General features: G+C 38.2%; 14 protein-coding genes. 12 read left to right on the top strand and 2 right to left on the bottom strand.

The window, feature by feature from the left end:
- Positions 1-5: 5 nt before the first annotated feature.
- A complete protein-coding gene (locus UFO1_RS13585; protein WP_038671605.1) occupies positions 6-866 on the bottom strand; it encodes a substrate-binding domain-containing protein in 861 nt (286 codons plus the stop codon).
- A 508-nt stretch (positions 867-1,374) separates the two neighbouring features.
- Between UFO1_RS13585 and UFO1_RS13580 the strand changes: the two genes are divergently transcribed.
- From UFO1_RS13580 to holA, 6 genes are all read left to right on the top strand, one after another.
- Positions 1,375-2,541, top strand: coding sequence for a hypothetical protein (locus UFO1_RS13580; protein ID WP_038671603.1), 1,167 nt, complete (start codon positions 1,375-1,377; stop codon positions 2,539-2,541).
- An 11-nt stretch (positions 2,542-2,552) separates the two neighbouring features.
- A complete protein-coding gene (locus tag UFO1_RS13575) occupies positions 2,553-3,332 on the top strand; it encodes a PRC-barrel domain-containing protein (protein WP_038671601.1) in 780 nt (259 codons plus the stop codon).
- Positions 3,333-3,397: 65 nt separating this feature from the next.
- The gene (locus UFO1_RS13570) at positions 3,398-4,765 is read left to right on the top strand and encodes a VanW family protein (RefSeq protein WP_038671599.1); all 1,368 of its coding nucleotides are present in this window, start codon (positions 3,398-3,400) and stop codon (positions 4,763-4,765) included.
- Positions 4,766-5,188: 423 nt separating this feature from the next.
- Complete coding sequence (locus tag UFO1_RS13565; protein ID WP_038671597.1) at positions 5,189-6,475, top strand: homocysteine synthase; 1,287 nt, start codon at positions 5,189-5,191, stop codon at positions 6,473-6,475.
- 236 nt (positions 6,476-6,711) lie between these two features.
- The gene (locus tag UFO1_RS13560; RefSeq protein ID WP_038671595.1) at positions 6,712-9,087 is read left to right on the top strand and encodes a DNA internalization-related competence protein ComEC/Rec2; all 2,376 of its coding nucleotides are present in this window, start codon (positions 6,712-6,714) and stop codon (positions 9,085-9,087) included.
- 138 nt (positions 9,088-9,225) lie between these two features.
- Positions 9,226-10,263: a DNA polymerase III subunit delta gene (gene holA / locus UFO1_RS13555; RefSeq protein WP_038671593.1), complete on the top strand. Its 1,038-nt coding sequence runs from the start codon at positions 9,226-9,228 to the stop codon at positions 10,261-10,263.
- 291 nt (positions 10,264-10,554) lie between these two features.
- Here holA and rpsT read toward each other — a convergent pair whose 3' ends face one another.
- Entirely contained in the window at positions 10,555-10,821 is a 267-nt protein-coding gene (gene rpsT / locus UFO1_RS13550; protein ID WP_038671591.1) for a 30S ribosomal protein S20, read from the bottom strand.
- 222 nt (positions 10,822-11,043) lie between these two features.
- On the opposite strand from rpsT, the gene gpr reads away from it, so the two are divergent.
- The 6 genes from gpr (at position 11,044) to hrcA (ending at position 17,924) form a co-directional block, all read left to right on the top strand.
- On the top strand, positions 11,044-12,018 hold the full coding sequence (gene gpr / locus UFO1_RS13545; RefSeq protein ID WP_038671590.1) for a GPR endopeptidase: 975 nt from the start codon (positions 11,044-11,046) through the stop codon (positions 12,016-12,018).
- Positions 12,019-12,153: 135 nt separating this feature from the next.
- Complete coding sequence (spoIIP, locus tag UFO1_RS13540; protein ID WP_038671588.1) at positions 12,154-13,215, top strand: stage II sporulation protein P; 1,062 nt, start codon at positions 12,154-12,156, stop codon at positions 13,213-13,215.
- A gap of 39 nt (positions 13,216-13,254) precedes the next feature.
- Complete coding sequence (locus UFO1_RS13535; protein ID WP_038671586.1) at positions 13,255-13,671, top strand: hypothetical protein; 417 nt, start codon at positions 13,255-13,257, stop codon at positions 13,669-13,671.
- A gap of 171 nt (positions 13,672-13,842) precedes the next feature.
- Positions 13,843-15,639, top strand: coding sequence for a translation elongation factor 4 (gene lepA, locus UFO1_RS13530; protein WP_038671584.1), 1,797 nt, complete (start codon positions 13,843-13,845; stop codon positions 15,637-15,639).
- Positions 15,640-15,655: 16 nt separating this feature from the next.
- Positions 15,656-16,792: a radical SAM family heme chaperone HemW gene (gene hemW / locus UFO1_RS13525; protein ID WP_038671582.1), complete on the top strand. Its 1,137-nt coding sequence runs from the start codon at positions 15,656-15,658 to the stop codon at positions 16,790-16,792.
- A 103-nt stretch (positions 16,793-16,895) separates the two neighbouring features.
- Entirely contained in the window at positions 16,896-17,924 is a 1,029-nt protein-coding gene (hrcA, locus tag UFO1_RS13520; RefSeq protein WP_038671580.1) for a heat-inducible transcriptional repressor HrcA, read from the top strand.
- The last annotated feature ends 72 nt before the right edge of the window (positions 17,925-17,996 follow it).

Genomic DNA, 17,996 nt, shown 5'->3' with positions numbered 1-17,996 from the left:
GGTAATCACCTTCTAATTGGGCTAGAGCCCCATTTTTCAAGTATTTCTTGTCCTTCCTTTGAGAATACGTATTCCAGAAAGTCAGCAACGCGATTACTAAGAGTATCCTTGTAAATAAAGGAAAGATCTTCTGTTAGCTTATAGGTACCATTGCGGATATTTTCAGTAGTAGGAGATATGCCATTATAATCTAATGGTTTTGTTTTTACACCTTCTTTTACGATTTCTGTAGAAACTGTTAAGCCAAAAGCACCCTTATTTTCTTTGAGAACTTCGGACATATCACTATCACGGTAGACGATTTGCCAGCGCTGCTGTTCATAAGCATCCATTAATGCTTCTCGATAACCTGGAACTACATTAAAAAGAGTCGAGTTGGAACTGTCGTTATTTTGTCTTAGAAAGACATGTATTTTGGTACCATTAGACCAGGTTGTTTTAGAGCCCTTTATTATTGAAATAATATCTGCGTCAGAAAGTGTTGAATCAGGTGTATTTATATGTGAGCCGAAAACAACAGCTACTTTTGCATAAGGTATTTCTTTTAATCCTGCTGTACGCTCATTAGAAGTAAGATGCTTAGAGATTAGTCCTAGCTCTAAGCTCCCACTTTTTACTGCATTGATTGCTCCATCAGAGCCGATACTTCCAGGGACATCAATTTTAATACCTGTTTTAGCATAATAACCTTCTGCCAATTTAGCGGTAACAGGGAGATTCGTACCAGATCCTGCAATTACGAAAGGTGTATTTGTGTTTTGGGACTGGGAAGTATTCATAGTGGCGCTCCTACTTTTTTCACTACATCCCATGGTAAGAGCTGAAATCAGAAGTAAGCAGGCTATGAAAATAAGCCTTAGATTCAATATATACCCTCCTTGTTGATGTTATAATGTTACCCCTGTTTTTCATTATAACTCCTATCATTTCTTTAAAACATACAGTTTGTCAAAAAAGAGTAAAAAATGAAAAGATTTATCGATTTTAACGAAATGTAGTCAAGAATGATAACTGGTTAAAACCGTAGAAAGGGATTTTCGAGAAAAGGTGGCTCGAAAGTCCCTTTGCTACTTCTGTGATATAGAAATTTGGTCCCACAGCTCAATCTATAAATTAAAGCGTTTAGTACGAAGATAGGATGGCATTATAAAACATGAAAAAAGGATACTTCGAAAAAAATAAGGTAAAAGATAGGAATAAAGTCTCGAAAAAAAGGACTTTGGTACAAAGGGCAAAAACGATAGTAAAGAGAAACAATTGAAGTTGAGTTTATTGTAAGATAATTCCCGGGGGATGTATAAGGCAAACTTTGCAATAGGTAAGCTTTTGACGTTAGGATATATCCACTGAACTTTGAATGGCTGGTGGGATTGTATGAAATACATAGTAATTACAGTAGTGGCTATTTCGGTAAATGTAATCATCATGTATACGTTAGGGAATAAGGTACTTGGTGTCAAGCTGCGGCCAAAATCACTTATAATGTGTGGATTCGGCGCCCTATTGCTCAGTCTAGTGCTTCCGCGCATCATAGTGAATTTTACTAGTATAGCAGTTACAATTGCTTTTTTTGCTGTCTTCGCGATAATACTTGCTGGATTTATAGTTTATTACGATGGTGAGGAAGAACTTGATTCAATTTCTAGCCGTGGCCAGATTGTAGAAATTGAACCGGATTCATTGTCTGAGTTTGAATATCTTTACCAGAAGGTATGCCAAGACGAAGAGGCCCAGGTAGTTGTTGATAAAATGCTAGCCAATAGAGTCGAGACAAAGGAATCAACTAGGCCGTATTTGCTCAATAGTCCTGCTGATGAAAGCATTGAAGCTGAAACGCCTGAATGTTCTAAAGACGCTGAAGAACAGCTAAAATCTGAATACCTGTTAGAACCTGACGTGGTAAAAACTACATCTGTTGAATCTTCAATAGCAAAAGTCATTGTGGAGAATGTTGAGATTGCTGTCTCGCCCAAAATAATAGATGAAATTGTGGAGGATTTTTCCACTTGCGAGGAGGACTCAATCTCTGTATCTAAGGCTGAGATGATGCCCGATAATAAAGTCTTAGTTTTAGATAATGACAAAAATACTACCTTCGAAGAGATTGAGAAGAGCCAGTCTGAACTTGGTCCGGCTTCGGACTCTCTTGATGATTTAGTAGAATGTGCTTTTAGTTATAAAGAACGTGGTGATGATGCCTGCGCTCTTGCTACCTTCAAATATGCTCTCAAACTTCATCGAGACAAGGAAATTGCGCCTTTCCTTGTTATTGAGATGGCCAACCTTCTAAAAAAGGAAGGTTCCTATGATGATGCCATTGCAGTGTTAACTGAAAGCCGAAATTTATCAGCAATCCGCGAGAATCATGGATTAGACCAGGATTTTATTAATACTATTGCTTATTTACGTATCATCAAAAATACTTTAGCGGAGCATCATTTGGCTCACTTGCCGATTGGTGAAATACCTATTGAAATATTTAAAAAAATTGATGATGAATTTCGTGAATGGCGCAGTTTCTCTAACGTATCTAATTATTAGGAGGCATTATTGTGAAAAAAAATAGTGAAATTTTAGGGTTGCCTGTTATTAGCATTACTGAAGGTAGCGAGTTAGGGCGGGTGAAATGTCTTGTCATCAACGCAGCGAAAGGTGCTGTTGCCGCTATGGTAATTGAAGACGATAATTGGTATAAAGTAGGTGCTAAACTATTACCTTTTGCAGCTGTTATTGGTGTTGGAGATAATGCTATCACTGTTGAAAATAGTTCTAGCATCGTTCCTATTGCCCATGACCAAGAAATTGAAAAACTACTTGACGCTAATGTTAAGGTGATTGGGGCTAAAGTGCTAACGCAACGTGGTGGTTTTCAGGGACGAGTATCCGAATATAGTGTAGATGAAACTGGTAAAATAGGCAGTTGTCAAATTGAAGGGCCGAATGGAGAAGTTGATCAGATACAAGGACAATGCATTCGCACCTTTGGTAAAGAGATTTTGATCATTTCTGACGATAAAAGCAGTGTTACCCCAGATTCTATAGTTCAGGGTGAAACAGTTACTATTAATCCAGGGCCAACACCAACTACTAACAACACCACAAATCCAGTTGTGGAAGAAATGCCACAACCTGTTGCGGTAGAGTCTAGTGACGATTCGGTCAAGAAATTTGAAGAAAAACAACGGGCATATTTACTAGGGAAAAAAGCCACTCGTCGAATTGAAGCTGATAACGGTGTTGTAATTGTTGAACAGGGCGGCGAAATCACTAAGGAAGTTATTCAAGAAGCACAAAACGCTGGTAAACTTGTCGAACTATCAATGAATATTTAAAATAAGAGGCTCCTTCTTTTGGGGCCTCTCATTATTATACTTTTTACTTAGAAAGGTGCGGTGTTGTGCAGCCTGTGAAATCGAAACGAATTACTAAATTTATAATATTTTTTAACATAATTGTGGTATTTAGCCTCGTTGGTTTTGTAGCTACTAATGTTGTCTATATGATGACTGGCGACATCTATAATGGAGTAAGAGTTGGGGATATAGATGTGGGCGGTTTGTCTATTGATCAGGCTGAGAGGAAAATTAGTGATGTCTATAAAGAAAAGACTCAGCAATCCGTACTTAACTTAGTTTATAACAATAAATGGTCAGTGACCGCAGCAGAAATTGATCTGAACATCGATGCTGACCTGCTAGCTAAGCAAGCTTACGCCGTGGGGCGTCAAGGAAGCATGATCCGTCAACTCCAGGAGAGATACTTTGCACTTATTCAAGGCCATATGATACCGATTACGCCCTCATATAATAAGGATAAACTGAATGCCGTATTAATTAGCATAGCGAGTAGTATTGACTGTGAGGCGCAGAGTTCTATACTACGTTATACTAACAATACAGTTGAAATTTTGCCGGAGACTATTGGTAAAAAGGTTGATATAGTAAGGAATAGTACTGAAATTGCTAATCGGTTAAATTCAGGACTACCCCTAACCTTATCGCTAGCAGTGAATGAAATCCAGCCGAAGATCATTGCCAGCGACCTAGCAGATGTTAATGGAGTCCTTGCTTCTTATAGTACACAATTCGATTCTTCTGACAAAAATCGTAGTGAGAACATTCTTATTGCCGCCCAAAACATTAATGGTGTTCTTGTAAAAAGTGGCGATGTTTTTTCCTTTAATACCTACGTTGGTTTGCGGTTAGCGCAGTATGGTTACAAAGAAGCACCAGTATTCATCAATGGTAAGTTACTACCTGATTTTGGTGGTGGTGTATGTCAGGTTAGTAGTACATTGTATAATGCGATTCTATTAGCAGATATGGCGGTTGAGGAACGTACATCGCATTTTAGGCCGCCTGGCTATGTTCCTATTGGGCGGGATGCTACTGTAGCAGATAATCTATTAGATTTCAAATTCAAAAATACCTCAAAATCTAACATCTATGTACTTTCGGAAGTACTGGGTAATACCGTTAACATTACGATTTTTGGCAAAAGGACTGAAAATCCACCAGACATTCAAATAGTAGCAACCGATAAAAGGGTGTTAGAGCCTAACACTATTATAAAACAAGATCCGAAACTCGAGATCGGCAAAGAGGTGGTTGAAGAGGAGGGCCTAAAAGGTTTCCAAGTAACTACATACCGAGTCAAGCATTATAAGGGGAAGGAAATTGATCGTGAGTTTATCGCTACAGATGAATTTTCACCAGTAGATCAAGTCATCCGAATCGGGACAAAGGCTTCTGGATCAAATAAATAACAAATTTATGTTTTAGTTTGACGAATAGCTACTTATTGACAGTTATGGTTATTTATGATAGTGTTAATAACAGAATTATAAACGGTTAGTCGATCAGAAAACTGAAGGCTAAGGAATTGTTCCCAATATGTGGAGCTTCCTTAGTCTTTTGTTTTTAGTATTCAATGGATAAGTCGAATATATATAATTTTACAGCAAAATACAAAGAGCTGATCAGAAAAAACTGAAGGCTAAAGTATCTTCAATAGGAGGGTTCTTTAGTCTTTTACTTTTAAATTTCAATGAATTGCGACCTGAAAATCTAGTTGCTATTTTTAAACAAATCTAAAGCAAAGATTTTTTCGTTTGGTACAGTCTCGGATAATATGAAAAATTCAAGACTTGCTAAAATATATTAAATGAAAAAAAGGAAGGGATATTACTATGACATTACCAGAAAAATTACGTTTTAACTCAGTAGCAGTGCATGGTGGGCAAGAACCTGATCCTACTACGGGATCCCGGGCAGTACCGATTTATCAAACAACATCTTATAATTTTCGCGATAGCGAGCATGGAGCTAATTTGTTTGGTTTAAAAGAGTCTGGAAATATTTATACTCGTATTATGAATCCTACTAGTGACGTATTGGAAAAGCGTATTGCTGCTTTGGAAGGTGGCGTGGGAGCGTTAGCATTTGCTTCAGGTCATGCTGCCATTAGTGCTGCTATATTTAATATTGCGCAAGCGGGGGATGAAATTGTTAGTTCCGCTACTTTGTATGGTGGTACTTACAATATGTTTGCTTATACCTTACCTCGCTTAGGCATTAAAGTGACCTTTGTTGATCCTAGTGATCCAGAGAATTTCCGTAAAGCAATAACAGATAAGACGAAGGCAGTATATGCAGAAACCATAGGAAATCCTAAAATTGATGTTCTTGATATTGAAAAAGTAGCTGCTATCGCACATGAAAATGATATTCCTTTATTGATTGATAGTACCTTTGCTACACCTTATCTTTCTCGCCCTATAGAATTTGGGGCGGATGTTGTGATTCACTCTGCTACTAAATTTATTGGTGGGCATGGCACTTCCATGGGTGGCTTAGTGATTGACAGTGGTAAATTTAATTGGGATAATGGTAAATTCCCATTGCTTAGCGAACCAGACCCAAGTTATGGCGGATTAAGCTATACAACTGCATTAGGCCCTTTGGCTTATATTATCCGTTTACGTATCCAAGTATTGCGTGATTTGGGTGCTACAGTTAGTCCCTTTAATAGCTTTTTATTTTTACAAGGCATAGAGACGTTGCATTTGCGCATGAAACGTCATAGTGAGAATGCACAAGCTGTAGCAGAGTATCTTGAAAAAAATGAACAAGTTACATGGGTGAGTTATCCAGGGTTGGCAAGTCACCCTGACTATGAATTAGCAAAAAAGTATCTTCCTAAAGGTGCGGGTGCCATTTTAACCTTTGGCATTAAAGGTGGATTAGAGGCAGGCCGGAAATTTATCGATTCGTTAAATTTGTTTTCAATACTTGCCAATGTTGGAGATGCAAAATCCCTTGTGATTCATCCTGCAAGTACAACACATTCCCAACTTACTTCTGAGCAACGTGCTACTGCTGGAGTGCCCGATGAGCTGATTCGTTTATCAATTGGTATTGAAGATAGTGTCGATATTATTGCTGATATTGAACAGGCCCTTGCGGTTGTAAAATAGGAGGATTAGAGCAGGCTATGGGTCATGGAAAGTTATGACTTAATAAAAAATGCAGAAACAAAGGTAAGTGATAGATAAAAATTTTATAGGACGAGAAGTAATAAAATCCTGCATGAATTCATGCAGGATTTTTGTATTTTAATGGTAAATTATAGAGATGAAAGTAGAAGAAAAGAGAAGTTGACTTCTAAAATTGATAGTCGAAAGTGAAATAATTAGACAAGGAGTAATAATAAATGCCTAATTTAGTTGTACTCATTACAGCTGCTTTTACTGCAGGTATATGGTGTGCCAATTATTTTAGATGGTTGTTACCCTTTATATATGTTAGTAGTTTTGTTACCATGTTTATTCTTGTCAGACAAATCTATAGACAAAAGCAGACGACTTGGTTGTTTGCCACATTGTTTTTTATCATTGGCATGTTACGTTTTATTCATGATGATGCCTTAAGTCTGGTAGATATTAGCCACTATACGGGAGAAAAAGTGACTGTTTATGGTACGATCGTGGAAACACCCCAGGTAACTGCTTTAGAGGAAGAAACAAATAAAGTTAGATATATAATAGAAACAAAAAAAGTGCAGAGGGAGAAGCCGTCAGTGGCTGCCACAGGGAGGTTATTTGTTTCTAGTAGGCAATCTAACAAAGAAACTATCTTCCAGCAAGGAAATATGGTGCAAGTAAATGGCGAAATTATTATGCTGCATGGCTATAATAACCCAGGGCAATACGACAGTGTTGCCGCGGCACAATTACAAGGCATTCGAGGGAGGATGTCTGTTTACGGGAAGGAAATAAGTATTGTAGATAATAGTTACTCATGGAAACAGGTAGCGACGAGATGGCGAGAAAAAATAATCGAAAATATAAAAAAGGTAATGCCTGAAAGTCATGAAGCAATTCTAGAAGGAATTTTATTTGGTGGATATGGGGGTATTCCGCGTGAGATAGTAGCTGATTTTTCAACAACAGGAATTGTACATATTTTGTCTGTGTCAGGATCTCATATTGCTTTAGTAGCGGGGATTATTACCGTATTAGGTAATAATGCATTCAAAGGGTTTATGTTTGCCAATAAAATAGTACCTTTATTCGCAGCTTTTTTTATTGCTTTATATGCGATTTTTTGTGGACTGACCCCTCCAGTATTGCGTTCTCTCATTATGGGCTTGATTGGATTAGGGGCGGTATGCCTTGAACGGGAAAAGGATGCTGCAGTGGCATTGTGTTTATCTGTGCTTGGTATGCTGATTTATCAGCCAGCTCTGATTTATGATTTGAGTTTCCAATTATCGTTTGCTTCAACGGCCGGACTGGTTTTCTTAAATGCTAAGACTGTGAGTAAATTGCGTTTTTTGCCTCTTTGGCTTGCCAGCCCCTTAGCCGTCACCATTTCAGCCCAGGTAGGAGTATTACCCTTTATTGCTTGGTACTTTAATAGTTTCTCCCTTAGCTCTTTTATAGCGAATCTGATCATTGTTCCTATTATTGAAGGTATTTTGATACTAGGACTGTTTGGTACTTTTAGTGGTTTGCTGGTAGGATTTGTAGGGAATGTAAGTATGGTTATCTGCAGTTTGCTGATTGGACTCGTTCTTCAATTAACGAAATGGTTGGCTGCAATGCCCGCTGCAAAGTTATATGTACCGCCTATTGGGATTTTGGGCAGTATACTTTATTATGGATTGCTATGCTGGATGTATGGGTATAAACCGAAAAATGTGTTATCCTTAAGGGAGACGATTAAAAAATGGCCTCAAAAAAGTGCAGTTGTCGTATTATTTCTTGTTTTGTGTATAATAGGCTATACGGTCTATCCTCGCCCTGTATCGGTTCATTTTATTGATGTGGGTCAAGGTGATGCTGCTCTGATCGTTACGCCCCATGGACGGGCAATTCTAGTGGATACTGGCGGCACGATAGGAGAAACTGTAGAGTTTGATATTGGCTACCGCGTCGTTTTACCTTACTTGAGGCATTATGGAATACAAGGGCTTGATTATCTTTTTTTGACCCATGGTCACCAAGATCATGCTGGTGGAGCAGCGGGGATAGCGAGAGAAATTCCGGTGAAAAATGTTATGTTATCTCAGGAAAAATATACACAAGCAGTTGTTAATTTATTGCATGTTATACCTCGCAGTAGCGTTATCATTGCTACTTACGAAGGACAGAGGATAGAACTTGATGGTGTTGTTATTGAGGTGTTACATGCTGATACTGGAATGAATGGACAGAGTGGGAATGAGGTTTCAAGCGTAGTACGAGCGAGTTACGGGAAGTATAGTTTCTTATTTACGGGTGATCTTCCAGCCCATGGTGAGGAACAAATGCTGCAAAGTAATAAGGATATTTCCAGTACGGTACTTAAGGTAGGTCATCATGGGGCGAGAACTTCCTCAACAGTGGAATTTTTGCAAGCTGTAGCGCCTAAGTATGCAGTTATTTCTGTAGGAAATAATAATTCTTTCGGGCATCCTCACGGCGATACCATTCGACGTTTAGAGGCACAACATATTACAATATATCGTACAGATAGACAAGGGGCTATCGTATTTAAAACAAACGGTACAAAAATGGAAGTGGATACTTTTTTATCTTCTGACTAACCTGCTATAAGATTTCTATCTTATATAAATAGGGGGCAGAGCTAAGTTCTAGATAAGTAAGATTGATTCAAGTAGTTAAAGAATCTATGAATCAAGTCTTCAATATATAAAGTGATTCGATTGCAATAGGGGGACGTTATGAGTTATGCAGCAGTTTTAGAAGAAATTAAAAAAGGGCAAGTAAAATCAATATATCTTTTGCATGGTGAAGAGACTTATTTTATTAGACAAATTGAACAGGCTGTTATTAAGGCTGTACTGGCACCTGAGGAAATAGAGATGAACCTTTTGCATTTAGAAAAGGATCCTACTATAAATGAGTTTATCGCTTTAATTGAAACAGTTCCATTTATGGGTGGAAAAAATGTTATTGTTGTACGTGGTACCTCCTTATTTCGTCCAAGAAAAACAGGAAGTAATGAACAAGTCGAAACTGTGGATAAGTTGGATGAGCGTTTGCTAAGCGTTATTAGCAATATGCCAGATTACACACATGTTATTCTTTCCACAACGGATAAAGTGGATAAGCGCCGGAAGCTTTTTAAGATGATAGAAAAGCATGGAGCTGCCGTAGAAGTTGCTAATTTAAAAGGAAAAGACGTGAGAGGGTGGCTTATACCGAAGCTGAGTGAACTTAATAAAAGAATGGCCTCTGACGCGATGGAATACTTCTTGGGAGTTATTAGTATCATGCCTCAAGTATCTTTAGGTTTCTTAGAGAATGAATTGGAGAAGGTAGCCCTGTTTACGGAAGGAAAAAATATGATTAGTCATCATGATTTAGTGGAAATCATGTCTTCCATTCCAGAAATATCAATCTTTTCTATGATTGATGCTGTTAGCCAGAAGCAATTAGGAAAAGCACTTCAATTGCTGGGAGAACAGGTTAAATCAGGAGAACATCCTCTTAAATTATTATCTTTACTGGCACGTCAAGTGCGTCTTATGTGGCAAGCTAGAGAAATGGCACAAGATGGACGTAGCACTAAAGAAATTTCAGAAAAGCTTGGTGTAATGCCCTTCATTGGTGAAAAGATGCTAAAACAGAGTCAAAATTTTAGGCTAGAGGTCTTGAAAGAAGCAACCTTGGCTTTGGCAGCTGCGGATTATGATTTAAAATCAGGTAGAGCCAATCATTCCGTAATTGAACAAATTATTATTGCCCTTTGTAGATAAAGAAGACTTGATTCAGATGGAGTTTTAACTCCATCTGAATCTTAGGCGCACTTATCCAGGGACTTAGCCGCTCTTAACTCCCACTTATATAAGTGAGCCTTGGATTCGAAAATCCTTAGAGCGAACTTACTTCGAGTTTTACAGACTGTTATCCTAACCAGAGGGCAGGATATTACAGGCTGTTAACGAGATGAAGATGGGAGTCTTAGAGCGGTTTAGTCATCGGATAAATAGTTAAATCAAACGCAAAAGCCCCTGTTCATTATGTAATGAACAGGGGCTTTTTCTTAATTACTTAGCTAAGGCATTAAGTTTACGAGCTAATCTCGATTTCTTGCGGGCCGCGGCATTTTTATGAACAACACCTTTGCTGGCTGCCTTGTCAATCGTTTTGCTAGCATTAATTAGAAGGGCTTTCGCCTCATCGTTTTTACCAGCAGCTACGGACTCAACTACTTTGCGAGATACAGTTCTAATGGTTGATCTCACCGCAAAGTTTCTAGCGCGTCGCTCAGCATCAGTTTTTACGCTACGTTCAGATGATTTAATGTTTGGCAAGTGATTCACCTCCTTAAAGAGCATGTTACCTATAGTATCTTAGCATGTGATTATGGAAAATGCAAGTAACATTTAATAAATTTATAACTATAAGTTGGGAATTCTTTAGAGTAGTTATGTTGCCCTAATAGGGCAAGGTTTGTGAAGGCTGGTATTGATTTGTATAGCTATTATTAATTTAGGGTAATATAACCTTGATTTTATAAATAAGGAGTGATGAGGGTGGGCCATTTCACAGGAAGCAGTCGTACTGACTTAGCGCTAGAAGTGCGGGAGATGTTAACTAAAGAAGTTAGTGAAGATATTCCAGGTGTTCTAGTGGAAACGGCAGAGGATGAGGAAGTTATTATTACTAAGGTTAATATTACGACTCCCGAGGCGGAGAAAATAATGGGTAAAGGAAAAGGGACTTATGTGACTATTGAAGCCCAGGGGCTTCGCTATAAAAATACTCCTTTGCAGCAAAAGATTATGAAACTCTTAGCGAAAGAACTGGTCGATATGGCGGACTTGGGAAAAAATGCTACTGTATTGGTTATCGGTCTAGGAAATTGGAATATTACGCCTGATGCCTTAGGACCTAGAGCAATTGATAAAATAGTAGTGACTCGTCATTTGCAGGAAATGTTGTCACCTGAACTTAAGGGTGGGGTGCGATCCGTTTGTGCCATAGCACCAGGTGTTTTAGGCATTACAGGGATGGAAACGGTGGAAATTGTACAAGGGCTAGTTAGTAAAATAAAACCTAATTTGGTTATTGCCATTGATGCATTAGCAGCGGCATCTACTCGCAGAGTGATTACGACAGTCCAACTGGCAAATACAGGAATCAGTCCTGGATCAGGTGTAGGAAATAAACGCTTTGGATTAACGAAGGAATCTTTAGGCGTGCCTGTTATTGCCATTGGGGTACCTACTGTTGTTCATGCCTCTACGATTGCGATGGATACGATTAATACATTGCAAGAACATGCTCCTTTTGCACGTTATTTTAAAAGTATGGAGAATTTATCAGATACAGATCGCCGTACAATTGTCGGCCAAGTTCTACCAGAAGTGTTGGGCGATTTAATGGTTACCCCTAAGGAAGTAGATCGTTTCATTGATGATATTGCCGTCGTTTTAGCTGGGGGGATCAACCAAGCTATGCACCCGCATATTGACTATGAAAACATACATACCTATTTACATGGTTAAGATGACTCGCTGTTTTCTTATATCGTAATCAGTACTATCCTTCTCCTCCAAAGCATATACATTGTATGTAAACAAAAAAGTGTGACAACCTGTGCTTGCTGTTATTCTTAGCATAGATGTCAGTGGGAGGAAAGGATGTTAACAAGACGCGCTCGCCATAGAGAAAAGTATAAATCATCTAAAAGGATAGCAGTAATTCTTCTGTTGTTATTTTTGTTATGTGTAGCAATATGGCCTCATCTTGGGATATCTGAAGAAGCTTTAGCAGTGAGTGCCAATAGTTCAATACAACAAAAACAGTATAGAGTGCCACAATGGCGTGATATATTATTCTCAGGAGTTCCAGGACTAAATACTGCTACAGAATTGAAAAATCCAGTTACGATAAAAAATAAAGATAGTATACAACAAGTCATTAGAGAGACACTGTTATTTTTTATCGGTGTGGATATTAAAGATATGAGATCTATCTTTCAGGCTGAAATTCCTATATTAGCAAAATTTAAAGCGGGGCCGCAAACAGTAAGTGCTATGAGTCTGCCTAACTTTCCTAAATTTGAAACGAAAAGCAGTTTGCCAAGTGGCAAACCCGTGGTAGGGTTATATTATACTCACACAGCGGAGTCCTTTATTCCTAGCTCTGGAGCAGCGCACAAGCCGGGTGGTCAGCGAGGAGATATTGTAGATGTGGGAGAAGCCTTAACAAAAAAGTTAGGTACTTATGGTATTTCCACACTACAGAATACGACAATTCATGATTACCCTAGTTTTATGAAAGCTTATGATGCTTCAGAAGTTACTGTGAGGAAGATGTTAGCCGAAAACCCGTCCATTCAGATGCTCTTTGATATTCATCGTGATGCCGATAAACGAGAAAATTATACGGCTATTGTAAATGGTGTAGAGGTCGCAAAAATCAAGATAATCGTTTGTGTAGGACAACAGGATTTAGTGCAACCCCATTGGCAGCAAAATCATGCCTTTGCTAAATTAATTGATGCCAAGTTGAATCAACGCTATCCAGGTCTTTCCCGTGGAATTCAGATGGAAAATTGGCGCTATAACCAACATCTTCACCCACGGGCATTATTAATTGAAATAGGGTGCCAGGAAAGTAGTAAAGAGGAAGCAGAGCGTGGAATTGAAATGTTTGGTGATATATTGGCGGAAATTATTGAAGAGAGCAACAAACAATAGCAATCCAATTGTTCCTCATGTAAGAATAGAGGTGAGGATATGTTTTGCCGCTTAGCTTATAGCGATACCATGGTTATTGGACGTGGCTTATTAATTTTAGTTGTAGCGATTATGTTAGGTATAGTCGCTACAGAACAACAGTTAAATAGCTTAACAGAGAGAGAGAATCATACATATGTTTTTAATATGAATCGTAATAGTGAGGGAATTTACAATTTAGAGGTATTAGGGGCCAGCTATAAGGTAAGTGCAATGTATAAAGTAGCAGAAATTATGAATCAAGAGAACAATTTACGAATAAAGACACCATTTTATACGCTAACAATTCCTAAATATATATACTTTGATTGCCGAGAAGGTATCGCATGGCTGAGTCTCGAAAGCAGAGAAGTAGAAACGTATATTGTGGCGGGATGGCAAATGATTAAGAAAGAGTTAGCCCACCTCAAGTTCTAATCTCGTATATATGGTAATTGTGTTCTATTAGAAGGAAGCCGCCATTATTCAAAGCGGCTTCCTATCTATAAATGTTTATAGTAACAATTCAGGTAATACTTGCAGGTGTTAGGTCCCAAGTGATATAATCAAGAGCAGTAATTATGCTATTGATTTCGAGAGGAGGCCTATATGAAGACGAATAATATCCGCAATTTCTCGATAATTGCTCATATAGATCATGGAAAATCTACTCTAGCCGATCGGTTGATTGAGTATACAGGCACTCTTTCTTCCCGGCAAATGGAAGCCCAGGTTTTGGATAATATGGATCTTGAACGTGAACGTGGTATTACCATTAAAGCACAGTCTGTAAGGTTAGAATATACGGCAAAAGATGGTGAGACTTACATGTTAAATCTCATCGACACACCAGGACACGTTGACTTCACTTATGAGGTGTCACGCAGTTTGGCAGCTTGTGAAGGAGCGCTATTGATTGTAGATGCTGCCCAGGGTATTGAGGCACAAACCTTGGCCAATGTGTATTTAGCATTAGATAATGATTTAGAAATCATTACAGTTATTAATAAAATTGATTTACCAAGCGCTGATCCAGAGAGAGTGAAACAGGAAGTCGAAGATGTAATTGGTCTCGATACTTCTGAAGCTGTGTTAACAAGTGCGAAATCGGGTATTGGTATTGAAGAAGTACTAGAGGCAATTGTGAAGAAGATTCCACCACCTACTGGCACGGTGGAAGAGCCATTATGTGCACTCATTTTTGATTCCCATTTTGATGCTTATAAAGGGGTCATCGCCTATGTAAGGGTTATAAACGGCACAATTAGACCTGGTATGAAAATGAAAATGATGGCTACCAATAAGATAGTCGAAGTGACTGAGGTAGGCGTTTTTAGACCAGCTATGACCAATGTCAGTGAACTGGCTCCAGGTCATGTTGGTTTTGTGGCAGGTAGTATTAAAAATGTAAAGGATGTTCGAGTTGGTGACACAATCACTGATGCTGAGCGTCCTGTTGCTGAGGCTTTACCAGGTTACCGTAAGGTTACTCCTATGGTCTATTGTGGTTTGTATCCAGTAGATAGTTCTGAATATGATCTGCTTCGCGATGCTTTGGAAAAATTAAAGCTGAATGACGCATCACTGGTATTTGAACCTGAGACTTCTAGCGCTTTAGGGTTTGGTTTCCGTTGCGGATTCTTAGGACTTTTACATATGGAAGTCATACAGGAACGCTTGGAGAGGGAATATAGTATTACCCTGATTACGACAGCACCTAGTGTTATCTACAAAGTGTTCAAGACAGATGGGGAAATTTTCGAAATTGAAAACCCTTCCAAATTACCAACTCCTCAAGAAATTGAACATATTGAAGAACCTTATGTTAAAGCTATGGTGATTGTCCCGAATGACTATGTAGGTGTAGTTATGGAGTTGTCCCAAGAAAAACGTGGCGAATTCAAGGATATGAAATATCTAGATACGACTAGGGTCATGCTCACCTATCATTTACCTTTGAGTGAGATTATTTATGATTATTTTGATCGTTTAAAATCAGCTACTCGCGGGTATGCCTCTTTAGACTATGAATTAATTGGTTATCGGCAATCCCTACTTGTCAAACTTGATATCTTGCTCAATAGTGAACCTGTTGATGCATTGTCCATCATTGTACACCGAGATAAGGCAACCTATCGAGGACGTATATTGGTAGAAAAATTAAGAGGAATTATTCCCAGACAAATGTTTGAAATTCCAATTCAAGCAGCTATTGGCAATAAGGTAATTGCGCGGGAAACTGTAAGAGCAATGCGTAAGGATGTATTGGCAAAATGTTATGGTGGCGATATTAGCCGTAAACGAAAATTATTGGAAAAACAAAAAGAAGGTAAAAAGCGCATGAAACAGGTAGGTAGTGTGGAAGTGCCGCAAGAAGCCTTTATGGCCATATTAAAGATTGATTAAAAAGGTGATTAGGATAATGAAAATGGGTCTATATATTCACATTCCTTTTTGTCAGCAAAAGTGTTTATACTGTGATTTTCCATCCGAGGCCAATTTGACCCATTTATATCTGCCCTATGTTGCCGCCTTATGTCAGGAAATTTCTGGCAAGGGCGGTGTTTTATCTGGGGATGTTATTGATACAATATATATTGGTGGTGGAACTCCTACCGTATTAGCAACGGATTCCTTGCGGGAGATATTAGAATGTGTACACAATTCCTTTGTTATTGATAAAAACGCTGAAATTAGTATAGAAGCGAATCCTGGTACAGTCGATCAAAACAAACTACGGGCTTTAAAGGCAAGTGGTGTGAATCGAATTAGTTTTGGTGTACAAACCTTTTCTGATAAACTACTGCAGTCAATTGGTAGAATACATTGTGGGCAAGAGGCAATGCAAGCGATACAAGTAGCACAAAGTACAGGGTTTGAAAATATTAATATTGACTTAATGTATGGATTACCAGGACAATCTCTTTTGGACTTAGAGGCTAGTGTGCGGCAAGCAATTAAGCTTAATGTTACCCATATATCGGCTTATGGATTGAAGGTAGAAGAGGGGACACCTTTTCAGGCAATGCAAAAGCAAGGAAAACTTATGCTGCCAGATGAAGAAATTGATGAGGAAATGTATCAATATACAACGGAGTTTTTGCCTAGAAATGGATTTATGAGGTATGAAATATCGAACTTTGCGAAAGTTGGCTTTGAGTGCCGTCATAATTTAAAATATTGGCAATATCAGCCTTATGTGGGGGTAGGTGCAGCTGCTCATTCTTTTTTGCACAAAGAGCGGATTTCTAATATAAGTGATGTATCTCAATATATAACATGTCTTTCAATGGGGAAATCGCCAATTAAAGACCGAGAGACACCAGCTATAGAAGTGGCTATGGCTGAATATGTATTTTTAGCTTTGCGTACAGTACAAGGTTTATCGATGAATGAGTTTAACAAATATTTTCCGTATAATTTTATGGAACAATACCAAGATGTCCTTGAAAAACTAACAAGACAAAAGTTGATTGTAGTAGAAGAAAATCAAATATATTTAACAACAATAGGTATGAAGTATGGCAACGTAGTATTTCGTGCATTTTTACCTGCGTAAAACTGATTATTATATCTTGACAATCGAGCGTAGGAGTGGTATTTTTTTAATAGGCGTTAGCACTCTACAGTGTAGAGTGCTAACAATAGGAGGTGGAACTTGTATGTTAGATAAGAGAAAACGTAGTATTCTCCAAGCGATTGTTGATGACTATATTTCCACCGCAGAGCCTATTGGTTCACGCACGATTGCTAGAAAGCATGATTTGGGTGTTAGCCCAGCAACCATTCGTAATGAAATGGCTGATCTTGAACTATTAGGTTATATTGAACAACTCCATACTTCATCAGGACGAATTCCTTCTGCTAAAGGTTATCGTTTTTATGTAGATTCTTTATTAGAGCCAACTCAGATGTCAGATAAAGAAATCACATTAATAAAAAACTGGTATCAGGAAAAAACTCGTCACGTTGAGGAAGTTTTTCAGGAAACTGCGAAAATCTTATCGAAAATTACTAGTAACATTTCGTTAGTGTTGGTGCCTCAGGTATCACAGTGTGCCTTTAAATACCTAAAGTTCCTGCCATTTGATGATTGTCGTGCTATTTTAGTAGTTGTAACTGACACAGGCTTTGTCGAGAATAAGGTAATCGATATACCCAAAGGTCTTTCTTTTAATGATTTACAACGTATTGCAGAACATATCAATCGACGTTTATCTGGTTTGTCTTTTGACAACATTGAAGCGTCTATTTTGAGAGATATCCAAAATGATATGTTAGTAGACGTGGATTTATTTGAAACTGCCATGGGGATCTTAAAAAGGGCTTTAGTGGTGGAAAAAAACGAAAGGTTGTATCTTGGTGGTACGACGCAATTGTTAAGCCAGCCCGAATTTAAGAACATCGACAAAGTAAAATCATTTCTGGATATGTTAGAAGAAGAACAACTCTTATCGAATATCTTGCAGAATCAAAAAAATGATGGTGTTATTGTTACGATTGGTGATGAAAATAAATATAGTGGCATTCAAGACTGCAGCATGGTGCAGGCTACCTATCGTATTGATGGGCAGGTAGTTGGGACTGTAGCTGTATTAGGTCCAACAAGAATGGATTATGGTAAAGTGATGTCAGTGTTGGAGTTTATGCATAACCATTTAGGTGAAGTACTGAAAAAATATAAAGTGTAAAACGATAGAGTTAGAATAACTTTTCACCATAATAAGGTATTGCTAACTCTATCATACATATAATATAACTGT

Source organism: Pelosinus sp. UFO1 (genome assembly GCF_000725345.1).
In the GTDB taxonomy this organism is placed as follows: Bacteria; Bacillota; Negativicutes; order DSM-13327; family DSM-13327; genus Pelosinus.
This window is presented reverse-complemented; position numbering and strand designations above follow the sequence as displayed.